The following is a 22,583-nucleotide window of genomic DNA, read 5'->3' as shown; positions in this document are numbered from 1 at the left end:
TGTCGCCGCCACTGAAGCTTTGCGTCACCGGGATCGCTCGCGCGTAAGCGGTGGACGCCGTACCGGCACCGTGACGGTGCCCGAGGAGCACCACATGCTCGATTCCGACCAGCCCGAGCGCACCGAAGCCGGCACCGGCGAGACGCCTGACAGCCCCGCAGCCCCGCCGGCTGCCCCGGTCGTCACCCGGCGCACGCGCAAGTCCCCCGCCAAGAAGGCGGCGTCCGTCCCCGACGCGGCCACCGAGACCCCGGTCCCGGACCCGGCCGCACCCGCCGCCGAGGCGCCGGCGAAGAAGGCCGCCGCCAAGCGCGCCCCCGCCAAGAAGACCGCCGCCAAGCGCACCCCTGCCAAGAAGGCAGTGGCTGCCGAGGTGCCCGCTGAGGTGCCCGCCGAGGTGCCCGCCGAGGACGAGGCCGTCGCCCCCGACGCCGCGCCTGCGAAGAAGACGGCTGCCCGCAAGACGGCCGCCAAGAAGACGACCACCCGCAAGTCCGCCGCCAAGAAGGCAGCGCCGGCGCCCGAGCAGCTCGCGGTGACGGACCCCGAGACGGAGGACGAGGACGAGGAGACCGCGGACGGGTCGACCGGCCACGCCGTGCTCTTCCAGGCTCCCGTCGCGACCACCACCCGCCGTACGCGCTCGAGGGGTGCATCCGCCGCGGAACCTGCCGTCGAGGACGCGCCCGACGCCGCAGCCGGCACCGTGGCCGACGTCCCGAGCGAGGACGCGGCCGACGAGACCGCCGAGGCTGCTCCCGTCGAGAAGCCTGCATCCACGCGTCCGGCCCGCAAGAGGTCCGCCAAGAAGGCGGCTCCCGCGCCCGAGCAGCAGGACGCCGCCCCGGAGCAGGACGACGAGGACGAGACCCAGGACTCCTCGGACGACGCATCGGGTCAGGACGACTCCGGCGACGGAGACGGTGGCCCCGCGCGGCGTCGTCGTCGTCGCGGCGGTCGCCGCCGGCGCAAGTCGTCCGACGGCTCGGACGCCTCGGACGACTCCTCCGACGACCAGGACTCCGGCTCCGCCTCGGACGCCCCCTCCATCGCGTCCGACACCTCCGAGGACGCGTCCACCGAGACCGCTGAGTCCTCGGACGACGACTCGGGCTCGGGCGACTCGGGTGAGGGCAACGGCGAGGGCTCCTCGCGTCGTCGTCGCCGCCGTCGCCGCTCCGGTGACGAGGGTGGCGCCGACGAGGGTGACGCCCAGACGGTGACCCGGGTCCGCAAGACCCGCTCCGCCGAGGACCAGATCACCGCCGTCGCCGGCTCCACCCGCCTCGAGGCCAAGAAGCAGCGCCGTCGCGAGGGCCGCGAGGCCGGCCGGCGCCGCGCGCCGATCGTCAGCGAGGCCGAGTTCCTGGCCCGCCGCGAGTCGGTCGAGCGGGTCATGGTGATCCGCCAGCGCAAGGAGCTCACCCAGATCGGCGTGCTGGAGGACAAGGTGCTCGTCGAGCACTACGTCGCCCGCGAGTCGCAGACCTCCCTCATCGGCAACGTCTACCTCGGCCGGGTGCAGAACGTGCTCCCCTCGATGGAGGCCGCCTTCATCGACATCGGCAAGGGCCGCAACGCCGTGCTCTACGCCGGTGAGGTCAACTGGTCCTCGCTGGGCCACAAGGAGGGCCAGCCCCGCAAGATCGAGTCGGTCCTCTCCAGCGGCCAGATGATCCTGGTGCAGGTCACCAAGGACCCGGTCGGCCACAAGGGCGCCCGCCTCACCAGCCAGATCAGCCTCGCCGGCCGCTTCCTGGTCTACGTCCCGGACGGCACGACGTCCGGCATCTCGCGCAAGTTGCCCGACACCGAGCGCAACCGGCTCAAGACCCTCCTCAAGGAGATCGTCCCGGACACCGCGGGCGTCATCGTGCGCACCGCCGCCGAGGGTGCCAGCGAGGAGGAGCTCACCCACGACGTCGAGCGCCTGAAGTCGCGCTGGGAGGACATCGAGAAGAAGTCCTCCAACAAGGGTTCCGGCCCGCAGATGCTCTACGGCGAGCCCGACCTGACCCTCAAGGTGGTGCGGGACCTCTTCACCGAGGACTTCTCCAAGCTCGTCATCGAGGGTGACGACGCCTGGGACACCGTCTCCGGCTACGTCGAGTCCGTGGCACCCGACCTGTCCGACCGGGTCCAACGCTTCGAGCGCGGCGCGACCGGCGGCGACATCTTCGCGACCTACCGGGTCGACGAGCAGATCCAGAAGGGTCTCGACCGCAAGGTCTGGCTGCCGTCGGGCGGCTCGCTGATCATCGACCGCACCGAGGCGATGACCGTCGTCGACGTCAACACCGGCAAGTTCACCGGCTCCGGGGGCAACCTCGAGGAGACCGTCACCAAGAACAACCTCGAGGCCGCCGAGGAGATCGTGCGCCAGCTCCGGCTGCGCGACATCGGCGGCATCATCGTCGTGGACTTCATCGACATGGTCCTCGAGTCCAACCGCGACCTGGTGGTCCGCCGCCTCGTCGAGTGCCTGGGCCGCGACCGGACCCGTCACCAGGTCGCCGAGGTCACCTCGCTCGGCCTGGTGCAGATGACCCGCAAGCGGATCGGCACCGGCCTCGTGGAGGCCTTCAGCGAGAACTGCGAGCACTGCCAGGGTCGCGGCGTGGTCATCAAGGACCAGCCCGTCGACCCCGACGCGAAGGCCGAGGACGGCGAGGGCCGCCGCGGCAGCCGCCGCCGGGGTGGCCGTCGTGGCGCCGAGGGCAGCGGCTCCGACCGCCCCGCCGACGGCAACGGCAACGGTGGCGGCAACGGTGGTGGCAACAACAGCGCGCCGTCCCCCAAGGACGTGGCCGCGATGGCCCGGCACGAGAAGGCGGTCGAGGAAGCAGACGACGAAGCGGACGAGGACGCGGACGGGGCCGAGCAGGCTCCCGTCGACGAGTCGCCCGTCGCCGAGACGCCGGCCGCCGAGGTCCCTGGCGCCGAGGTTCCTGCCGAGACTGCTCCGGACGAGGCCCAAGCCCCGGTCGAGCCCGTGGTGGAGCCTGACGAGACGCCTGCCGCAGCGCCCGTCGAGGACGAGAAGCCGCGGGTGGTGACGCGTACGCGTCGGCGCTCGGCCAGCCGCCCGGCAGGCCCCCCGGTGGTCGTCGAGGCCAGCTCCGCGCCGAGCGGGGCCGGCACGCCGCCCGACTCGGGTCTCGTGGAGCCCGGCACGGCGGACCTCGAGCCCGGCCAGGGGGCGTCCGACGCCCCGACCGTCGAGCACGTCCCGATCAAGAAGAAGGGCTCGCGCAAGCGCTGACCCTCGGGGGAGAGGGGCGACCGACCGTCGTTTTGCCCGGTCGCCACTCGATCCCGTAGTCTTGACCCCCGGTGTTCGACACACCGATTCTGCGCGCCCGCCACGCGGCGTACTCGCCCGAAGTCCCAGGCGGTGTCGTGCGCAGTCCCGAATGTTCTTTGACCTGAAGTTCCCGCACCGAGGAGAGTGACTCGCCGTGTACGCAGTCGTGCGCAGTGGCAGCAAGCAGCAGAAGGTTGCCGTCGGCGACGTCATCGAGATCGACGCGATGGCCGCCGCAGGCGACACCCTCACCCTGCCCGTGGTGATGGTCGTCGACGGTGACAAGGTCACCGCGACCGGCCTCGACAAGGCCAGCGTGACCGTCGAGGTCACCGGCCGCACCAAGGGCCCGAAGATCATCATCCAGAAGTACAAGAACAAGACCGGTTACAAGAAGCGCCAGGGTCACCGCCAGAAGTACACCCAGGTCAAGGTCACCGACATCTCCCTCTGAGCGCTCGCTCGAGGTCGACCAAGTCTCTTCAGAAGGACTGAACAATGGCTCACAAGAAGGGTGCTGCGAGCACCAAGAACGGCCGTGACTCCAACTCCCAGCGCCTCGGCGTGAAGCGTTTCGGTGGCCAGGTCGTCGGCGCGGGCGAGATCATCGTCCGCCAGCGTGGCACCCACTTCCACCCGGGCACCGGTGTGGGCCGTGGCGGCGACGACACCCTGTTCGCCCTGCAGGCCGGCGCCGTCGAGTTCGGCACCCGCCGCGGTCGCAAGGTCGTCAATATCACGCCCGTCGACTGAGCTTGCGAAGTCGACACTAGGGCGGGAGATTGAGGAGAGCTCGGCTCAGCTCCGAGCTTGCGAGGACCTGAGCGACTCGTCTCGAAATCCGTCTTCACCACTGGGCGTCCCCATCTGGGGCGCCTTTTGTGGTTTCAGCACCTCCACCACAGCAAGGAACACCATGGCCATCCCCACGTTCGTCGACCACGTCACGCTGCACCTCGCAGCCGGACGAGGTGGCAACGGTGTGGCCTCGGTGCACCGTGAGAAGTTCAAGCCGCTCGGTGGTCCCGACGGCGGCAACGGCGGTCAGGGCGGCTCGATCATCCTCGAGGTCGACACGAGCGTCACGACCCTCGTCGACTACCACCACAGCCCCAAGCGCCGCGCCGAGAACGGCGGTCAGGGAGCCGGTGACCACAAGAACGGCGGCAACGGCAAGGACCTGACCCTCACGGTCCCGGACGGCACCCTCGTCAAGGACAACGAGGGCAACGTGCTCGCCGACCTGATCGGCCACGGGACGACCCTCGTCATCGCCGCGGGCGGTCGCGGCGGGCTCGGCAACGCCGCCCTCTCCTCGTCCAAGCGCAAGGCCCCCGGGTTCGCCCTGCTGGGTGAGCCCGGCGACGAGCTCGACGTACGCCTCGAGCTCAAGGTCGTCGCCGACATCGGTCTGGTGGGCTTCCCGAGCGCCGGCAAGTCGTCGCTCATCGCGGCGATCTCGCGGGCCCGGCCCAAGATCGCCGACTACCCGTTCACCACCCTCATCCCCAACCTCGGCGTGGTCACCGCCGGCGAGACGACGTTCGTCGTCGCCGACGTGCCGGGCCTGATCGAGGGTGCCGCGGAGGGTCGCGGACTCGGCCACGACTTCCTGCGTCACATCGAGCGCTGCGCCGCCCTGGTCCACGTGATCGACACGGCCACGATCGAGCCGGGCCGCAACCCGATCGACGACCTGGACATCATCGAGAGCGAGCTCGCCCGCTACGGCGGCCTCGAGGACCGGCCGCGCCTGATTGCGCTCAACAAGGTCGACGTCCCCGACGGCCAGGGCATCGCCGAGATGGTCGTGGAGGACCTGCGCGCCCGCGGCCTCCAGGTCTTCGAGGTCAGTGCCGCGTCCGGCGCGGGGCTCCGCGAGCTCACGTTCGCGATGGCCGAGATCGTGGTGGCGTCCCGCGTGGACACCCCCGAGGTCGAGCCCCAGCGGATCGTGCTGCGGCCCCGGGCCGTCGACGCCAAGGCCGACTTCGAGGTCGTCGCAGTCGACGACCCGTCGGCAGGCGCAGGACAGCGTGGCTGGCGGGTGCGTGGCGCCAAGCCGGAGCGCTGGGTGCGCCAGACCGACTTCAGCAACGAGGAGGCCGTCGGCTTCCTCGCCGACCGGCTCAACCGGCTCGGCGTCGAGGTCAAGCTCGTGCAGATGGGCGCCCAGGAGGGCGACACGGTCCTCATCGGCGCCGAGGACAACTCGGTCGTCTTCGACTTCAAGCCCAGCATCGAGGCCGGTGCCGAGATGCTCGGCCGCCGTGGTGAGGACGAGCGCCTGCGCGAGCAGCGCCCGGCCCGCACGCGCCGCACCGAGATCGCCGAGGCCATGGAGACCAAGGCCGAGGAGGAGGAGCGCGCCGACGTGGCCCGCCGCCTCGACGCGGAGCGCAAGAAGGGGCCCAACCGCAGTTCGGGCACCTCCGGCATCGGGCCGATGGCCTACGAGATCGGCACCAAGGACGACCCCGACTGGGACGGCAGTGACGACTGACCGCTCGGCCCTCGTGGGCGGAGCGCGACGCGTCGTCGTCAAGGTCGGTTCGTCGTCGCTGACCACCGCGGCCGGCGGCATCGACCCGGCGCGCGTACGCCGGCTGGTGGACGTCGTGGCCGCCTCGCGCGCCGCCGGCGTGGAGATGGTGCTGGTGTCGTCCGGCGCCATCGCGGCCGGGCTCGCGCCCCTCGGGCTCAGCAAGCGGCCCAGCGGGCTGGCCGCTCAGCAGGCGGCCGCGTCGGTCGGTCAGGGCCTGCTGGCCCACCGCTACCAGGAGGAGTTCGCCCGCCACGGGATCGTCACCGGCCAGGTGCTGCTCACCGTGGACGACGTCACCCGCCGCGCGCACTACCGCAACGCCCACCAGACCTTTGCCAAGCTGCTCGAGCTCGGCGTCGTCCCGATCGTCAACGAGAACGACACCGTCGCGACCTCCGAGATCCGCTTCGGTGACAACGACCGGCTCGCAGCCCTCGTCGCGCACTTCGTCCACGCCGACCTGCTGGTGCTGCTGTCCGACGTCGACGGGCTCTACGACGGTCCGCCCAGCCGGTCGGGCTCCCGGCTGATCCCGGTCGTACGCTCCGAGGAGGACCTCGCGTCCGTGACGATCGGTGCGGCCGGCTCCTCCGGGGTCGGCACCGGAGGCATGACGACCAAGGTCGACGCGGCGCGGATCGCCACCGGCGCCGGCATCCCCGTCGTGCTCACGTCGGCCGACCAGGCCTCGGGTGCCCTCACGGGTGCCGAGGTCGGCACCCTCTTCACGGCCACCGGCAAGCGCCGCCCCACCCGCCTGCTGTGGCTCGCCCACGCGACGTCCGGGCAGGGAACCCTGACCCTCGACGCCGGTGCCGTGCGCGCAGTGGTCTCACGTGGCGCCTCCCTGCTGCCCGCCGGGATCACCGGGGTGTCCGGGACGTTCGTGGCCGGCGATGCGGTCGACCTCCTCGACCCCGACGGCGCGAGGGTCGCGCGTGGCCTCGTGAACTTCGACGCCGAGGAGCTGCCGGCCCTGCTCGGCCGCTCCACCAGCGAGCTCAAGACGGCCCTCGGCGCCGCCTACGAGCGTGAGGTCATCCACCGCGACGACCTGGTGCTGCTGGGCTGAGCGGCGGCAAGGACTCCTACGAGTCGAACTCAAGGGGACGAAGGGCCGAGACGATCTCTACGCCGACTCCCAGTACCGCGGCCTCGGCACGTGGAGCTCGCCGCGGTGCGGCACGTAGAGAGCCACGATCTACGGCGGCCCTGGCAACGACACCATCACGGGGAGCATCGGCAGTGACCTCCTCATCGGCGGCCCGGGCAAGGACGTCGTGAGGGGGCGTTCGGGCGGGTTCGACGTGTGCCAGGGCGAGAAGCTCCGGGAGTGCGAGAAGCGCATCTGACCGCAGGTCGACCGGGCATGATGCTCCCATGACCGCCACCCTCGCGGCCGTCCTGTGGGACATGGACGGCACCCTCATCGACAGCGAGCCGATCTGGATCGCGCAGCAGTTCGTCCTGGCCGAGCAACACGGCGCAACGTGGTCGACCGAGCAGGGGCTGGCGCTGGTGGGTGCGGACATGCACGACACCGCGCGGGCGATGCAGGCGGTGGGCGTCGATCTGGACTCGGTGGAGCTGGTCGCGACGCTGGAGCGCGCGGTCATCGACTCGCTTCGTGAGACCGTTCTGTGGCGCCCGGGCGCGCGCGAGCTGCTGTCAGCGCTGCGGCAGCGGGGGATCCCGTGCGCGATCGCGACCACCTCGAGCCACGAGATGGCTGAGCTGGTGGCGAGTGCCGCGCCGGACGGCGCCATCAGCGTGGTCGTCGGGTCCGAGGACGTGACCCGGACCAAGCCCTCGCCCGAGCCGTACCTCCGGGCGGCCGAGCTGCTCGGCGTACGCATCGAGCAGTGCGTGGCGGTCGAGGACTCGCCCAACGGGCTCGCCTCGGCCGTGGCGTCGGGTGCCGCGACGGTCGCCGTGCCGAACGATGCGGTGCTGCCCGAGGCCGGCGCCTTCACCACGTGGCCGACCCTCGCTGGCCGAACGGTCGCAGACCTTGCAGCACTCCTGGGGTGACGGAGGGTCAGGCGTCCGGGCCGGACAGGATCTCCTCCAGCTCGTCCATCGTGCTGCTGAACGACGCACCCAGGTCGACGTCGTAGGCGTCGGCGAGCGTCAGCACGCTCCACAGGCAGTCGGCCAGCTCGTGGGCGAGCGCCTCGTCGAGGTCGGGGCGTGGTCGGACGCCGGCCTTGCCCTGCACCAGCTTGGCCAGGTCACCGACGTCGCCGAGGAAGCCGAGCATGATCTCCTCGGTCGTCCACGACCGGCCGTAGCTGGAGGCCTCGACCTCGGCGTAGCGCGACCTGACCGTGCGGGCACGCTCCTGCATCTCCTGGAAGTCCATGCACGGATTGTCGCTCAGGCGAAGACGCGCGGGAGGTCGAGCACCGCGGCGAGCCGCTCGGCGTACGGCTCCCGCTCCTGGGGCGGCACCCAGCGTGTGGAGCGGTGGCGCTCGTAGAGCCGGTCGTCGTGGTGACGCGGAAAGACGTGGACGTGGAGGTGCCAGACGTCCTGGTTGCCGGCCGGCTCGTTGTGCTGGCGGGTCGAGGTGCCCTCGCAGCCGTACGCCTCGCGCATCGCCACCGCGACCTGCTGGGTGAGGTCCCAGACGGCGTGGCCGACCTCGGCGGGGATGCCGTAGAGGTTCTCGTGGTGGGCGCGCGGGATCACGAGTGCAGCGCCGGCGTTGGCCGGCCACCACTTCGGAGCGATGCGGGCGAAGGCGAGGTCCGTGACGCCGACGACGTCCTCGGGCTGGTTGTGCTCGTCGTGGACGCCGGTCTGGAGCCGGCAGAACGGGCAGTCGTAGTCGGCGGGCTCGTGCACGCGGTCAGCCTGCCACGCGGAGCGCTAGCGTCGCTGCATGGACGACGCACGGGAGCCGCTGGACCGGACACCCGAGGAGATCACGGAGGACGAGGAGTTCTTCCGCTGGTACGGACCGTGGGCGCCGCTCGACCCCGACGGACTCGTGGAGCTCATGTCCGGCTTCGCCCGACCGTGGTGGATCGTCGGGGGCTGGTCGATCGAGGCCTTCACCGGGAGCCGGCGCGAGCACGAGGACATCGATCTCTCGATCCTGGCCTGCGACCTCGCCGCGTTCCGCGAGCACGTCGGTGACCGCTGGCACCTGTGGAGCAACCACGGCGGCACGCTCCGGCCCTTCAACGACCGCCATCGCGAGGTCCTGGACGTCAGCAGCCAGGTCTGGATCCGGCGCAGCGCGACCGATCCGTGGGTGGTCGACCTCCCGATCACCCCGGACCGCGACGGGCTGTGGACCAGCAAGCGCGACCCGGGCCACGTCGCCCCGCTCGAGGACGTCACCTGGGTGGACGACGGGGGAGTGCGCTACCTGCGGCCCGAGATCACGCTGCTCTACAAGGCGGCACTGCACCGTCCCAAGGACGACCGCGACCTGGCGGTGACGTGGCCGCTGCTCGGGGAGGCGGAGCAGGAGTGGCTGCGCGAGGCGACGGGCCGGCTCTACCCGGACCACGCCTGGGTGCAGCGGCTGGGCTCGTCCGGTGGCCGCGCGGGGGAGGAACGGACGGTCGCCCCGTAGGCTTGGCAGGTCATGAATGATCCGCTCGTCTACCTCGACCACGCCGCGACCACGCCGATGCTGCCGGTCGCGGTCGAGGCGATGACCCGGCAGCTCACCGGCGTCGGCAACGCGAGCTCGTTGCACGCCTCCGGGCGGGGGGCGCGCCGCGTCGTGGAGGAGTCCCGCGAGTCGATCGCAGACGTCATCGGAGCCCGACCCGCCGACGTCGTCTTCACCTCCGGCGGCACCGAGTCCGACAACCTCGCGCTCAAGGGCATCTTCTGGGCCCGGCGCGACCAGGACCCGCGGCGCACGCGGATCCTCTCCACCTCCATCGAGCACCACGCGGTGCTGGATCCGCTGCAGTGGCTCGGCAAGTACGACCGCGCCGACGTCGAGCTCCTCCCGGTCTCCGCCGAGGGTGTCCTCGACGTCGAGGCACTGAGGGACTCGGTCACGAGGGACCCCGCGTCGGTGGCCCTGATCTCGGTCATGTGGGCCAACAACGAGGTCGGGTCGCTGCAGCCGCTCGACGAGATCGTGGCGATCGCCGCCGAGCACCAGATCCCCGTGCACACCGACGCCGTGCAGGCGCTCGGGCAGGTGCCCGTCGACTTCGCCGGCTCGGGTGTCGACGCACTGACCTTCACCGGCCACAAGGTCGGCGGCCCCTACGGCGTGGGTGCGCTCGTCGTGCGCCGTGACCTGTCGGTGAGCGCTCTCGTGCACGGCGGCGGCCAGGAGCGCGACATCCGCAGCGGCACCCTCGACGTGCCCGCGATCGCCGGCCTCGCTGCCGCGGTCGGGGCCTCGGTCAAGGCCCAGGAGGAGCACGCGGTGCGCGTCGCCGCGCTGCGCGACGACCTCGTACGCCGCGTCATCGAGGTCGTTCCGGACGCCCACCTGCACGGTGCGCCGATGGGTCCGGGACGCCTGCCCGGCAACGCCCACCTCGGCTTCCCCGGCTGCGAGGGCGACTCGATGCTGATGCTGCTCGACGCGCGCGGCATCGAGTGCTCGACCGGCTCCGCCTGCTCGGCCGGCGTGCCACAACCCTCGCACGTCCTGCTCGCGATGGGCTGCGACGACGACCAGGCCCGCCACTCCCTGCGCTTCTCGCTCGGCCACACCACCACCCCCGCCGACATCGACGCTCTCGTCGAGGCGATCGGCCCGGTCGTCGAGCGCGCGCGCGCGGCCAGGGGCCACTCCGTCAAGGGGCAGTGATGAGGGTCGTCGCCGCCATGTCGGGCGGGGTGGACTCGGCGGTCGCTGCCGCCCGCGCCGTCGAGGCGGGGCACGAGGTGACGGGTGTGCACCTGGCGCTGAGCCGCAACCCCGCGTCGTACCGCTCCGGCGCTCGTGGCTGCTGCACCATCGAGGACAGCAACGACGCCCGGCGCGCCGCCGACGTCATCGGCATCCCGTTCTACGTCTGGGACCTGTCGGACCGCTTCCACGAGGACGTGGTCGAGGACTTCATGGACGAGTACGCCGCGGGGCGCACGCCCAACCCGTGCCTGCGCTGCAACGAGAAGATCAAGTTCGCCGCAGTGCTCGACCGCGCCCTGGCGCTGGGCTTCGACGCCGTCGCTACCGGTCACTACGCGCAGCTGCGGACCGGTGCCGACGGGTTGATCGAGATGCACCGCGCGATCGACCACGGCAAGGACCAGTCCTACGTCCTCGGGGTGCTCACCCAGGAGCAGCTGGCCCACTCGCTGTTCCCGCTGGGCGACACCGACAAGCCCGCCGTACGCCGGGAGGCCGAGGCCCGTGGCCTGCTCGTGGCCGCCAAGCCCGACTCCCACGACATCTGCTTCGTCGCCGACGGCGACAACGCTGGTTGGTTGCGCGAGAAGCTCGGCGACCGGGCGCCCAACCACGGCGGTGACATCGTCGACGCCGCCACCGGCGAGACGGTCGGCAGCCACACCGGCACCTACGGCTTCACCATCGGCCAGCGTCGTGGGCTGCGGCTCGGCATCCCGGCGGCGGACGGCAAGCCGCGGTTCGTCCTCGACATCGAGCCGGTCAGCGGCACGGTCACAGTCGGCCCGCGCGAGCAGCTGGCGGTCGACCACATCGCCGGGATCCGACCGCGCTGGTGCGGCTCCGTGCCCGACCGGGTCGAGGGGACCGTCCAGCTGCGAGCCCACGGCGCCGAGCACCGCGCGGTGGTGCTGGTCGACGACGACCGGGTGACCATCGACCTGCTCGATCCGGCCGAGGGCATCGCACCCGGCCAGGCCGCGGTGATCTATGACGGCACCCGGGTCGTCGGCTCGGCCACGATCGAGTCGACCCGCCCGGTGGCGGCGCGCGGATGACCGGACTCGCGGAGCGGGCCGGCGCGCTGCTGGGTCCGAAGCACACGACGTACGTCGTCGCGCTGGTGACGCCGGTGAGCACCGAGGTCGACGCGGCCGGGACGGACGTGCACGGGGACGTCGAGCTCGGGTCCGTCAGCAAGGGCGTCACCGGTCTGCTGTGGCACGACGCAGTGGCGCGGGGCGAGGTCGCCCCCGATGCCGCCCTCGGCGAGCACCTCGCGGTGCCAGCCCGACTGGGGGCCATCCGGCTGTCCGCGCTGGCCACGCACACGTCCGGGCTGCCGCGGCTCGCCGGTGGCGACGTGGTCCGCCGCAGCTGGGAGCTGTGGCGCGAGGGGCGCAACCCCTACCGCGAGGACCTCGCCGGCCTGCTCGCCCAGCTCGAGCCGGTGAAGCCGAAGCCGAAGCCGAAGCCCGCCTACTCCAACCTCGGCTTCCAGCTCCTCGGGCACGCCGTGGCCTCTGCCACGCGGACGTCGTACGCCCACCTGGTCGCGACCCGCATCGCCCAGCCGCTCGGCCTCACCGACACCTACGTCCCGGTCGCCGTCGACCAGCTCCGCCCGGGGTCCGTCGCGTCGCGCAACCGCCGGGGGCGCGAGGTCGAGCCCTGGGCCAACGAGGCGATCGCTCCCGCCGGCGGGGTGCGGTCCTCGGCCGCCGACCTGGCGGTGCTGCTGCGCGCCATGCTGGACCGCACCGTCGCGGGTGTCGACGCCCTCGATCCGGTGGCGCCGATGGGCGGCAGCCAGCGCATCGGCGCCGGCTGGCTGACCGGACCGATGCTGCGACGCACGGTCACCTGGCACAACGGCGGCACGGGTGGCTTCCGGTCCTTCGTCGGCATCGACCGCGACCGCGGTGTCGGGGTCGCGCTGGTGAGTGCGTCCACGCGGTCCGTCGACGGCGCCGCGGCACGTCTGCTGGCGGAGTCCGCGTGAGCACCGCGACGGGGATCGGTTCCCTGCCGGGGGAGGACTATGCCGAGGCCGTACGCCTGGTGCTGGGCGAGCTGTCCGACCTGCCCTACGTCCCCGAGGTCCCTGCGCGCGGCGTCACCGCAGGGATGACCGGACGCGGGCTGGCCGTCGTGGCCGGCCTGGCCGCCGACCTGCAACCCGCCGGGTGGCGGCTCACCGATGCCAGCGGCGTCGACCACCGCCGGGCGCGGTCGCTGCTCGCCCAGGACCTCGACGTGGTCGAGGAGCTGGGACAGGACTACACCGGCGCCTTCAAGACCCAGGTCACCGGCCCCTGGACGCTGGCTGCGACGGTCGAGAAGCCCCGCGGCGACAAGGTCCTCAGCGACCACGGCGCCCGGCGGGAGCTCGCGCAGGCGCTGGCCGAGGGGCTCACCGTCCACCTCGCCGACCTGCGCCGCCGCCTGCGCGGGGTGGATCGCTGGATCGTGCAGGTCGACGAGCCCGCCCTGGCTGCGGTCGTCAACGCCCGGGTCCCGACGGCGAGCGGCTTCGGGCGCCACCGTCGCGTCGACCCGCCCGAGGCGTCCGCCCACCTGGAGTGGGTGGTGTCCGCGATCACCGCCGCGGGTGCCGAGGCGTGGGTGCACTCCTGCGCCCCGCAGACCCCCTGGTCGCTGGTGGCCGGCACGGGCGTGAGCGGCCTGTCGGCCGACCTCGACCAGCTGTCGCCCGGCGACCTCGACACCTTGGCCGAGGCACTGGAGGCGGGGCACACGGCGGCGCTCGGCGTCGTGCCCTCCACGGATCCGGCAGCCGAGCCGTCCGACGCGCGCCTCACCGAGCGCGTCCAGCGCCTGCTCGACATGCTCGGCCTCGACCCCGAGGTCGTGCGGGAGCAGCTGGTCATCACCCCGACGTGCGGCCTGGCCGGTGCGAGCCCGTCGTGGGCGGCACGGGCCACGCGCCTGTCTGCGACGGTGGCGCGCAACCTCTGACCGCCGACCACTCGGTGTGGAGCAGCCGCACCACGAGCAGCGTCACCACCATCGTCAGTGCGACGAGGGGCAGCAGCTCGCCGGGGCGGCGTACGAGCGCGTCGACGAAGGCGTTGCGCCACCACACGTCGCGCACGGGGGAGTAGAAGTCGTCGGCGATCGCGCCGGGGGCGATCAGCACGACCTGGAGGACGGCGACCGGGACGAACCAGCGCTGCGCGCGCGCAGAGAGCCACGGCGAGGCGAGCGCGAGCGCCGGGGCGAGGCACACGACGAGCTCGAGACTGGTGCGGTAGCCGTAGAAGTGGTCGCCGCCGCTGAACCGGTTGAGCACGGCCTGGCTCACGACGTACGACGCACCGCCGGCCGCCAGCCAGCGGCTCCAGTCGGGCAGCTCCCGGCGGCGCCGCCACGCCGACGGTCCGAGCACGAGCAGCAGTGGGCACCACCACAGCAGGCCGCGGTCCGCCGAGAGCACGAAGCCGAGGTGGTTGAGCGGGTCCAGCGCATAGCCCGCCGCGCCGCTGGCGAAGTCCCCTGCGCGGTAGCCGGAGGTGGGGTCCCACGAGCCGTACATCCAGCGGGTCCAGGCCGAGGCCAGGGCCAGCGAGGCGGCAGCGACGGTCCCGACCCGCCAGGCCACGTCGGGGCGCCGCCGCGACCAGGCCACCCCCAGCCCGACCACGGCGCAGATCACCGCCGCGTGGAGCCGGCCCCACAGCATGACCCCGCCGAAGGCGCCCACCAGCCACCACCGGCCGCGGTCCGCGGCCCACGCCGTGCCGAGGATCCCGAGGGTGGTCAGCGTGTGGGGCCAGATCGCGTCGGCCGACACCGACCAGACCGGGGTCGCGAAGGCGAGCAGACCGGCCGCCACCAGGGACCGGCGGGTGCCCACCCGGTCGCGCAGCAGCAGGAAGAACAGCACGACCGCCGCTGCCGAGAGCACCGCCGCGGTGAGACCACCCGGGACCGGGCTCACCGTCGCGCCCCGGGCGAGGGCGTACGCCGGCACGACCGCCGCGATCACCCCCGGTGCCCGGCCGACCGCCTCGCGGCCGTCAGCGGTCTCGACGATCCACGTCTCGCGGATGATGTTGTCGTCCAGGAGCGGGAAGTCGGCGATGTCGGGGACCGGGTCGCCGGTCAGCGCGATGTGGTGCGCGGCGAACTCCGCGGTCCACGCGTCGGGGCTCGGGTCGGGGTTGATCGTGAGGGCGTAGATGCCCGCCACGACGCAGAACAGCAGGGTGGGGACCAGCCGTCGCTGCATGCGCGCCATTGTCCGCGTCCGCGTCGTGCAGGGCGAGACGTGTGGCCGAGCGCTCGTCCAGCGTTCGCCGGCAGGTCACCTGCGCGACCGGCCCGGGACCCGGGGCGCGCCTAGCGTCCCCCGGGTGAAGCTCGTCGTGCAGGTCCCGTGCCTCAACGAGGAGGACACCCTCCCGCTGGTGCTCTCGTCGATCCCGGACTCGATCCCGGGGATCGACGAGATCGTCGTGGTCGTCATCGACGACGGCAGCACCGACGCCACGGTCGCGGTCGCGCGGTCGTACGGCGTCACCGAGATCGTGCGGCACCACCGCAACCAGGGGCTCGCGCGCTCGTTCACCGACGGGATCAACCACGCGCTCGCGATCGGCGCGGACATCGTGGTGAACACCGACGGCGACAACCAGTACCCGCAGGAGCGGATCGCCGACCTGGTCCAGCCGATCCTGCGCGGCGAGGCCGACATCGTCATCGCGGACCGCCAGGTCGGGCTGATCGAGCACTTCTCGCCGGCCAAGAAGGCGCTCCAGCGCTTCGGCTCGAAGGTGGTCAACGTAGCGGCGCGCACCGAGCTGCCCGACGCCGCGAGCGGCTTCCGCGCCTACTCGCGCGAGTCGCTGATGCGGCTCAACACGGTGACACGGTTCTCCTACTGCATGGAGACGATCATCCAGGCGGGCAACAAGAACCTGGCTATCGCCAGCCTGCCGGTGCTGACGAACGCCAAGACCCGCGAGTCGCGGCTCTTCTCCTCCACCCGGCAGCACGTGTTCCGCTCCGGCGCAGCGATCGTGCGGGCCTACGTGATGTACCGCCCCTACGTGATCTTCGGCGTGATGGCCGCGCTCTTCGGTGTGCTGGGACTGCTGCCCTACGCCCGCTACGCCGTGCTCGCCGCGACGGGCGACGGGGGAGGCCACGTGCAGTCGCTGCTGGTCGGGGCCGCCCTCGTCGTGATGTCGTCGCTGTGCCTGATGCTGGGGATCGTCTCCGACCTGATCCGCACCAACCGCTCGCTGATCGAGACCAACCTCGAGCACACCAAGCGCGCCCGCTACGACATCCTCCGCGTCCCACAGACCGCGGCGATCGACTCCGTGTCCTACGAGGCCGGGAGCATCCGGTGAAGTCGCTCTACATCCGTGCCGTGCGGGCTCTCGGTGCCCTGGTGCGGGCCACCGGAGTGCTGGCGTCGCTCGAGCGGCGGGCGCCGCGCTCGCGTGCCGCCACCTGGCTCGCCTCGCTGTTCGCCATCCACGACGTCGACGGGCTGCAGCGCCTCGACGTGCCGTGGTGGACCTTCGCGTCGGCCGACCTCGTGGCCGGGTGGTTGCGCGACCACCCGGGTGCGCGCGTCTTCGAGTGGGGGTCGGGAGCGTCGACGCTGTGGCTCGCGGCCCGCGCCGGGTCCGTGCACTCGGTCGAGCACCACGCCGGCTGGGCCGGCGTACTGGCCCCGCGGCTGCCGGCCAACGTCGACCTGCGCGTGGTCGAGGCCGTCGCGACCTCGACCCCTGCCGTCCCGTCGGCCAAGCCCGGCCACGCAGGCCTCGACTTCGCTGCCTACGTCGCCGCGATCGACGACGTCGCGGGCGACTTCGACGTCGTCGTGATCGACGGCCGAGCCCGCGAGGCGTGCCTGGCCCGTGCCGTGGAGCGGCTGGCACCGGGCGGGATCATCGTCTTCGACAACGTCGACCGGCAGCGCTACGTCGACGCCATCGAGACCGTGGGCGACCGGCTCACCCTCACGATGACCCGCGGCCTCACGCCGGCCCTGCCCTACCCGACACGCACCGCCCTCCTGCACTCGACCGCGCGGTCTGCCGCCCGATGACCGGGCGACGGACGCTGCGCGGCGCCCGCGCGGCCTTCGTCCTGCTGACCCTCGCGCTCGCCTGGTGGGGGTTCCGCGGACGGTGGCGCGAGATCGCCGACGCCGCCGTCGACATCGGCCCGGTCCGGTTGGCGGCGGCCGTGGCGTGCACCGCGGCCGGCCTCGCGCTGACGAGCGTGCTGTGGCGGCTCCTGCTGCGATGGGTCGGGTCGGAGGTCGGGGTACGCGACGGCGCCGCGGTCTTCCTCGTCGGCCAGCTCGGCAAGTACGTCCCCGGGTCGGTGTGGAGCGTGGCGGCCCAGGCCCAGCTGGGCCGTCGCCACGGCGTCCCCGCCCGCTCGAGCGCCACCGCGTCGGCGCTCTTCCTCCTGGTGCACACGGCGACGGGTCTGCTGCTGGGCGGCCTGCTGGTGCTGGGCGGTGCCCTCGACCGGTCCGCCTCCACCACGTGGCCGTGGGTCGCCGTCGCGATCGGCGCTGTGGCCCTCGCTCCCGGGCTGGTGCGGCGACTCGCGGACCGGTTCGCGGGTCCGGGGGCCCGGACCAGCCTCGGGTTCGTCGAGCTCGGCACGACCACGGCCCTGATGACCGCCGTCTGGGGCTGCTACGGCGCCGGACTGCTCCTGCTCGTGCCGGCCGGCGGATCGGGCACTCCCGGGTTCGGCGCTGCGGTCGCGGCATTCGCGCTGGCGCACGCCGCTGGAGTGCTGGTGGTCGTGGCACCGGCAGGGGTCGGCGTCCGCGAGGGCGTCCTCGTGGCCCTGCTCTCCCCGGTGCTCGGGGTGCCGGGCGCGGCAGCCGTGGCGCTGCTGTCCCGCGTCGCCCACGCCCTCGCCGACTTCGCCGTCGCCGGTGCCGCCGGTGCGTGGGCGCGCGTCGGCCGGGTCGGCCCGAGCGCGGCGGCTCCCGCGCCGGCCCGTGCACACCACGAGTGAGGTCCGGACGCGGAGCGTCGTGCGTGTCGTCGCCACCGTGCTCGTCGTCCACCTCGTCTTCGTCGTCGTGCGCCTGGCCGCGGTCGGCGGCACCGAGGGCTTCGTCGTCTACGACGGCCGCGCCTACTACCGCCTCGCCCTCGACCCGCTGACGCTCGCCGTCAGCGACCACGGCATCACCTTCACCCGGCCGGCGTACTGGCAGGCGCGCATCGGCTACCCGCTCTCCTCCTGGGCCGTGTCCCTCGGCGGGCGTCGGGCGCTCGTCCCCGCGGCCCTCGTCCTGGTCAACCTGCTCGCCGTCGCCGGCATCGCCCTCCTCGCGGCCCGCATCGCGACCCGGCTGGGGCGCAGCGCCTGGTGGGGTGCGGTCCCGGCGGGTTGGGCGGGCTTCCTGGTCGGCCTGGGACAGGACCTGACCGAGCCGCTGGCCGGGCTCCTGCTCCTGGCCGCCCTGCTGCTGGCGCGCTCGGGGCGGCACCTCCTCGCCGCGCTGGCGTTGACGACGGCGGGCCTGACCCGGGAGACCACGCTCGTGGTCGCGGTGGCGGTGGTGGTCGCCGCGCTCCTGCCGACGCGCGGCGGACCGGGGGGACGTACGTCGCCCCCCTGGTGGGTCGGCGTCGTGCCGCTCGTGGCGTACGCCGGCTGGCGGGGGTGGGTGCGATCCCGCTGGTCCGACGTGGTGCCGGCGCCGCCGTCCGACAACCCGCTGGGGGTGCCGGGCCTCGCACTGGTGCGCTACCTCGGTTCGGCGCTCACCGACCCGGTCGTCGAGGCCCCCCACCTGGCGCTGCTCGTGCCGACACTGTGGGCGCTCGGCGTGGCAGCGACCGGGCTCCGTGCGGACGGGCCGCGGCACGAGCGGCTGGCGCTGGCCGCGTACCTGCTCCTGCTGGTGAGCCTGCCCGTGTGGGACCGCGGCCAGGCCTACCTGCGGTGGGGCTGCGAACCGCTGCTGATCGGGTGGCTGCTGCTCGTGGGCAGCACCCGCGCCCGCGCGGATCGCGCACTGCGGGCGCTCCCGCCGCTGGTCGCGGTGGTGTGGCTGGTCGCCGCCACGCAGAGCGTCGCCTACCCGCTCGCGGAGGCTCCCTGGAGCGGGTGGTGGACGTGGTCGTGACCTCGACAGCACGGCGGCACGCCTGGTGGCTGGCCGCGGTGGTCGTGCTGGCCCTCGCTGCCCGGCTGGTGGCCCTGCGACACGGGCTGCCCCACGCCTACAGCGCCGACGAGGAGCTGCACTTCGTGCCGCAGGCGGCGCGCGCCGCCGACGGCGACTGGTACTCCGGCTACTTCGAGAACCCGAGCGGCCTCACCTACCTGCTGGCCGTGGTGTTCCGGCTGGTGCTGCCGGGCGACGACGCCACCCGGCTGCTGGTCGACGACCCGGCGCTCGTCTACACGGTCGCGCGACTGACGGTCGTGGCGCTGGCCACGGCGACCGTGGCGGTCGTGGGGATCACCGGTCGTCGCGCCTTCGGACCGGCGGCGGGGGTGTGGGCGGCCGCCTTCGTCGGCCTGACCTTCCTCCCGGTCTTCTACGCCCACCACGCCCTTAACGACGCCCCCACCCTGCTGCCCCTGGCCGTGGGCCTGGCCGCCTGCCTGCACCTGCACGAGCGGGGCGGCACGGCGACGGCAGCGCTGGCGGGGGCCGCCGTCGGCGTCGCGGCGGGCACCAAGTACCTCGCTGCGCCGATGGTCGTGGTGGTGGGGCTCGCCCTGCTGCTCCGGGTGGTCGAGCGCCGTCAGCGCCTGCTCCCCGCGCTCCGCGACCTGACGGTCGCGGCAGCCGCGTGCCTCGGTGGTCTGTTGCTGCTCAACCCGTTCGTGGTGCTGGAGGCCGGCAAGTTCTGGGACGACCTCAGCGGCCAGTCGGCGCAGGCGGCGACGGTCAAGCTCGGCCAGGCCGGCTCGGCGTGGGCCGGCTACCCGGTCACCCTGCTCTGGGGACTCGGCCTGGTGCCCGTCCTCCTCGCCCTGTTCGGCCTGGTGCTGGCGTGGCGCCGGGACCGCGGTCGTGCGCTGCTGCTGGTCGCCTTCCCCGTGCTGCTCTACCTCGTCATGGCCTCCCAGGACCGCTGGTTCGCGCGGTGGCTGCTGCCGGCCTACCCCGCCCTCGCGGTGATCGCCGGGCACGGCGCCGCGCGGACGGCGTACGCGCTCCGGCGTCGGCTGCCCCCCGTCCTGCGTCCCCTGGCGGTGGCGATGGTCGCTGCGGTGGCCCTCGCGCAACCCGTGGTCGACGTGGTCCGCAGCGACGTCCTGCTGCTGCGGACCGACACCCGCGCCGAGGCGCTGGCGTGGCTGGCGAGCCGCCAGGCGGCGGGACGGATCGTCGTCGAGCCCGCCGTGCCCGGGTCCTACCGCCGGGACCTGCGCGAGGCCGGCTTCGAGCTGTTCCCGGTGAGCCGGCCCTTCCAGGCCTACGAGCTCGGTCTGCGGCCCGAGGTCATCGACACCTACCGCGCCGAGGGCTGGTGCTGGGTGATGGTCAACGGCCACCAGCGCGACCGCGGCGTGGCGGCGGGCCTGCCGGGGGCGACGGCCTACTACCGCCGGCTGGCCGAGGAGGGCGCCGTCGCGTTCCGGGTCTCGCCGTTCGGGGCCGCGGCACCGGCACCCGCCTTCTCCTACGACTTCAGCTTCAACTACTACCCGCCCGCACACCACCGACCCGGACCTGTCGTCGAGGTCCACCGTCTCGACGACTGCTGACCCGTCCACGCCGACGAGAGGGACCGCCCATGACACCCGCACTCCGCCGCTTCGCCCGCCACCCGTACGCCGTACCGGTCCTGGCCGCGGTCATGATGGCGCTCGTCGGCGCCCAGATCGCGCTGGTGTTCAAGGTGCCGAGCTGGGGCAACGACGAGCCGGCGCACACCGGCTACGTCGCCTCGCTCGCCGAGGGCCGGCTCCCGACGATCGAGACCGACATCGTCGACGACCCGGCGCGGTTCCCCGGGACGGCCGAGGAGTTCCGCGGGTGGGACGAGCAGCACGGCGACATCTGGACCGCCAACCACCCGCCGCTGTTCCACCTCGCGATGGTCCCGGTCTGGTGGGCGCTCTCGGACCACCAGAGCGGGATGGTCATCACCATGCGGCTGGCCAACACCCTCGGCTTCGCGACCTGGCTCCTCCTCGTCGGCCTGCTGGCCCGCGAGCTCGTGCCGCGGCGTCCGGCGGTCGCGGCGCTCGCGGTGGTGGTGGCGGCGGCACCGACGCTCGTGCTGCGCTCGGCCTTCTTCCAGAACGACGGCTGGGCGTCGGCGTCCGCGGTCCTGCTGCTGCTGGTGACCGTCCGGATGCTCCGCCACGAGGTCACCCGGACGCGGGTCGCGTGGGCGGTGGTGGCGGGGACGGTCGCCGCCGGCACCCGGGCGCAGGGCGTCCTGGTCGTCGCGCTCTGCTCGGTCGCCCTGCTCGTCGTGCTGGCCCACCGGTCACGGTGGAGCCGCGCAGGACTGCGTCGCGGGCTCGGCGTCGCCGCACTCGTCGGCGGCATCCCTGCGGTGGCCTTCGGGTGGTTCTACCTCCGCAACCTGCGGCTCTACGGCGACGTCACCGGCCAGGACGCCCTGCTCGAGAAGTTCGGCCGGGTGCCCGTGACCCGCTGGGACCGGATCGACAACATCCCCGGTCTCACCGAGCCGACGCTCGCGACGCCGATCCTCATCGTCGTCGCGCTGGTCCTGGTCCCGGTCGCGCTCGCCCGGTCCGTACGCCGGCACGGGGTGCGGCTGGACGCAATGTGGGTCCTGCTCGCCGCCCACGCGCTGCTGACCCTGCAGAGCGTGGTGACCTTCCTCGCCGCCGGCGGTGGCTTCCACGACCGCTACCTCATGCAGGTGATGCCCCTGCTGGCGACGGCCACCGCGGTCGGGATGCTCGAGGTCGGCCGGTCGATGGCCGCACCGGAGCCCGGCACCGAGGCGGCGGAGCGCCGCGACTGGTGGGTGGCCGGCGCGTGGTCGGCGGTGCTGCTGGTGTGGCTCGCCGGCGCGATCGCGTGGCTGGAGCACTACTACGTCTTCAGCCGTCAGGAGACCTCGCCGGTCGACGGACCCCTGCCGGACGCACTGGCGGCGCTGGCGATCTGCGCCGGGGCCTCGATCGTCGCCGTCATGGTGGGACGGGCGCGAGGCCGGACGCAGGCGTCAGTGGCCGCGTACGTGCGTGCCGAGGATCGCCAGGGACGACTCGATGGCGACGTCGTGCCACCGCGCGGAGCCGGACAGCATGTAGTGCCCGAGCGCGCCCATGTCCCGTAGGTCGGCGCCTTCGGCGACGGCCGTGGCGCGCGCGACGTAGCGGGTGGTCTCGCGGAACGACGTGATCCGGTCGCGGCGGCCGTGGGCGGCCACGAGCGTGCGCCCGGCCAGCGTGTGCACCGGGTCCTCGGCCGACCACCAGGGGGCCAGCCCGACCACGCCGTGCACCGACGGGTCGTCGGCCACGTGCACGGCGACGCGCGCGCCCATCGAGTGACCGAGCAGGACGACGGGTACGTCACCGTGCGCGGCGCGCACCTCGTCGAGGGCCCATCGGGCATCGGCGCTCCGATCGGCCCCGCCGTTCCAGCCACGCTCGCGGTAGCGCAGGAGCCAGGTGCCGACCCCGGCCTCGTGGGCCCGCGGCGTGATCTCGCGCTGGAGCCAGAGGGCGCGGCGCCAGGACGCGCTGCGCCCGTCGATGGGCTGGCTCGAGCGGGGCTTGCCGCCGTGCAGGACCAGGATCATCGCCCGGGCGTCGCCGGGGGCGTCGTGCTGGGTCAGGAGGCGGCCGGTCACGTCTCTCCTTCGGAATGGTGGCTGCCAACGGATGGGACGAGGGAGGACCTCCGTCGCCGGAGATCCTCCCTC

Annotated in this window: 22 protein-coding genes; 18 read left to right on the top strand and 4 right to left on the bottom strand. The window is 73.2% G+C overall.

Going from position 1 to position 22,583, the window contains the following annotated elements; all coding sequences use genetic code 11:
- The first annotated feature begins 94 nt into the window (after positions 1 to 94).
- The 7 genes from BM127_RS07265 (at position 95) to BM127_RS07240 (ending at position 7,880) form a co-directional block, all read left to right on the top strand.
- Positions 95 to 3,262, top strand: a complete 3,168-nt coding sequence (locus BM127_RS07265) for an Rne/Rng family ribonuclease (protein ID WP_091196925.1) — start codon at positions 95 to 97, stop codon at positions 3,260 to 3,262.
- Between the two features lie 196 nt (positions 3,263 to 3,458).
- The gene (gene rplU / locus BM127_RS07260) at positions 3,459 to 3,758 is read left to right on the top strand and encodes a 50S ribosomal protein L21 (protein WP_056908626.1); all 300 of its coding nucleotides are present in this window, start codon (positions 3,459 to 3,461) and stop codon (positions 3,756 to 3,758) included.
- A 44-nt stretch (positions 3,759 to 3,802) separates the two neighbouring features.
- Positions 3,803 to 4,057, top strand: coding sequence for a 50S ribosomal protein L27 (gene rpmA, locus BM127_RS07255; protein WP_091196537.1), 255 nt, complete (start codon positions 3,803 to 3,805; stop codon positions 4,055 to 4,057).
- A gap of 163 nt (positions 4,058 to 4,220) precedes the next feature.
- Entirely contained in the window at positions 4,221 to 5,807 is a 1,587-nt protein-coding gene (obgE, locus tag BM127_RS07250; protein ID WP_091196534.1) for a GTPase ObgE, read from the top strand.
- Positions 5,797 to 6,921 (top strand): glutamate 5-kinase, encoded by a 1,125-nt coding sequence (proB, locus tag BM127_RS07245; RefSeq protein ID WP_091196532.1) that lies wholly within the window; start codon positions 5,797 to 5,799, stop codon positions 6,919 to 6,921. The genes obgE and proB overlap by 11 nt, the downstream gene beginning before the upstream one ends.
- 127 nt (positions 6,922 to 7,048) lie before the next feature.
- A complete protein-coding gene (locus BM127_RS23130; protein WP_139227687.1) occupies positions 7,049 to 7,201 on the top strand; it encodes a hypothetical protein in 153 nt (50 codons plus the stop codon).
- A gap of 28 nt (positions 7,202 to 7,229) precedes the next feature.
- Positions 7,230 to 7,880, top strand: a complete 651-nt coding sequence (locus BM127_RS07240) for an HAD family hydrolase (RefSeq protein WP_091196529.1) — start codon at positions 7,230 to 7,232, stop codon at positions 7,878 to 7,880.
- Between the two features lie 7 nt (positions 7,881 to 7,887).
- On the opposite strand, the gene BM127_RS07235 is transcribed toward BM127_RS07240, so the two are convergent.
- Complete coding sequence (locus BM127_RS07235) at positions 7,888 to 8,211, bottom strand: nucleoside triphosphate pyrophosphohydrolase family protein (RefSeq protein ID WP_175507342.1); 324 nt, start codon at positions 8,209 to 8,211, stop codon at positions 7,888 to 7,890.
- A 14-nt stretch (positions 8,212 to 8,225) separates the two neighbouring features.
- Positions 8,226 to 8,696 (bottom strand): HIT family protein, encoded by a 471-nt coding sequence (locus BM127_RS07230; RefSeq protein WP_091196526.1) that lies wholly within the window; start codon positions 8,694 to 8,696, stop codon positions 8,226 to 8,228.
- A 37-nt stretch (positions 8,697 to 8,733) separates the two neighbouring features.
- Between BM127_RS07230 and BM127_RS07225 the strand changes: the two genes are divergently transcribed.
- Genes BM127_RS07225 through BM127_RS22765 form a run of 5 tightly spaced genes read left to right on the top strand, consistent with a single transcriptional unit; the run spans position 8,734 to position 13,668 of the window.
- On the top strand, positions 8,734 to 9,435 hold the full coding sequence (locus BM127_RS07225) for a nucleotidyltransferase domain-containing protein (RefSeq protein ID WP_175507341.1): 702 nt from the start codon (positions 8,734 to 8,736) through the stop codon (positions 9,433 to 9,435).
- A gap of 12 nt (positions 9,436 to 9,447) precedes the next feature.
- Entirely contained in the window at positions 9,448 to 10,644 is a 1,197-nt protein-coding gene (locus BM127_RS07220) for a cysteine desulfurase family protein (RefSeq protein WP_091196523.1), read from the top strand.
- The gene (mnmA, locus tag BM127_RS07215; RefSeq protein ID WP_091196521.1) at positions 10,644 to 11,747 is read left to right on the top strand and encodes a tRNA 2-thiouridine(34) synthase MnmA; all 1,104 of its coding nucleotides are present in this window, start codon (positions 10,644 to 10,646) and stop codon (positions 11,745 to 11,747) included. The genes BM127_RS07220 and mnmA overlap by 1 nt, the downstream gene beginning before the upstream one ends.
- Entirely contained in the window at positions 11,744 to 12,691 is a 948-nt protein-coding gene (locus BM127_RS22770) for a serine hydrolase domain-containing protein (protein ID WP_231263307.1), read from the top strand. Before mnmA ends, BM127_RS22770 begins: the two co-directional genes overlap by 4 nt.
- Positions 12,688 to 13,668, top strand: a complete 981-nt coding sequence (locus BM127_RS22765; protein WP_231263306.1) for a uroporphyrinogen decarboxylase/cobalamine-independent methonine synthase family protein — start codon at positions 12,688 to 12,690, stop codon at positions 13,666 to 13,668. Before BM127_RS22770 ends, BM127_RS22765 begins: the two co-directional genes overlap by 4 nt.
- Here BM127_RS22765 and BM127_RS07205 read toward each other — a convergent pair.
- The gene (locus BM127_RS07205) at positions 13,580 to 14,941 is read right to left on the bottom strand and encodes a hypothetical protein (RefSeq protein ID WP_139227679.1); all 1,362 of its coding nucleotides are present in this window, start codon (positions 14,939 to 14,941) and stop codon (positions 13,580 to 13,582) included. The genes BM127_RS22765 and BM127_RS07205 overlap by 89 nt on opposite strands.
- A gap of 124 nt (positions 14,942 to 15,065) precedes the next feature.
- Between BM127_RS07205 and BM127_RS07200 the strand changes: the two genes are divergently transcribed.
- Genes BM127_RS07200 through BM127_RS21815 form a run of 6 tightly spaced genes read left to right on the top strand, consistent with a single transcriptional unit; the run spans position 15,066 to position 21,992 of the window.
- Positions 15,066 to 16,067: a glycosyltransferase family 2 protein gene (locus BM127_RS07200; RefSeq protein WP_091196517.1), complete on the top strand. Its 1,002-nt coding sequence runs from the start codon at positions 15,066 to 15,068 to the stop codon at positions 16,065 to 16,067.
- Positions 16,064 to 16,777, top strand: coding sequence for a class I SAM-dependent methyltransferase (locus BM127_RS07195; protein ID WP_091196514.1), 714 nt, complete (start codon positions 16,064 to 16,066; stop codon positions 16,775 to 16,777). The genes BM127_RS07200 and BM127_RS07195 overlap by 4 nt, the downstream gene beginning before the upstream one ends.
- Complete coding sequence (locus BM127_RS07190) at positions 16,774 to 17,712, top strand: lysylphosphatidylglycerol synthase domain-containing protein (RefSeq protein WP_091196512.1); 939 nt, start codon at positions 16,774 to 16,776, stop codon at positions 17,710 to 17,712. Before BM127_RS07195 ends, BM127_RS07190 begins: the two co-directional genes overlap by 4 nt.
- Before the next feature lie 19 nt (positions 17,713 to 17,731).
- Complete coding sequence (locus tag BM127_RS22165; protein WP_175507340.1) at positions 17,732 to 18,835, top strand: hypothetical protein; 1,104 nt, start codon at positions 17,732 to 17,734, stop codon at positions 18,833 to 18,835.
- Positions 18,832 to 20,433 (top strand): phospholipid carrier-dependent glycosyltransferase, encoded by a 1,602-nt coding sequence (locus BM127_RS07180; protein WP_175507339.1) that lies wholly within the window; start codon positions 18,832 to 18,834, stop codon positions 20,431 to 20,433. Before BM127_RS22165 ends, BM127_RS07180 begins: the two co-directional genes overlap by 4 nt.
- A gap of 29 nt (positions 20,434 to 20,462) precedes the next feature.
- Entirely contained in the window at positions 20,463 to 21,992 is a 1,530-nt protein-coding gene (locus BM127_RS21815) for a DUF2142 domain-containing protein (RefSeq protein ID WP_139227677.1), read from the top strand.
- Here BM127_RS21815 and BM127_RS07175 read toward each other — a convergent pair.
- Positions 21,879 to 22,511 (bottom strand): alpha/beta fold hydrolase, encoded by a 633-nt coding sequence (locus tag BM127_RS07175; RefSeq protein ID WP_198554215.1) that lies wholly within the window; start codon positions 22,509 to 22,511, stop codon positions 21,879 to 21,881. The genes BM127_RS21815 and BM127_RS07175 overlap by 114 nt on opposite strands.
- Positions 22,512 to 22,583: the final 72 nt, after the last annotated feature.

Origin of the sequence: Nocardioides alpinus (assembly GCF_900112035.1) — a bacterium.
Taxonomy (GTDB): Bacteria; Actinomycetota; Actinomycetes; order Propionibacteriales; family Nocardioidaceae; genus Nocardioides; species Nocardioides alpinus.
This window is presented reverse-complemented; position numbering and strand designations above follow the sequence as displayed.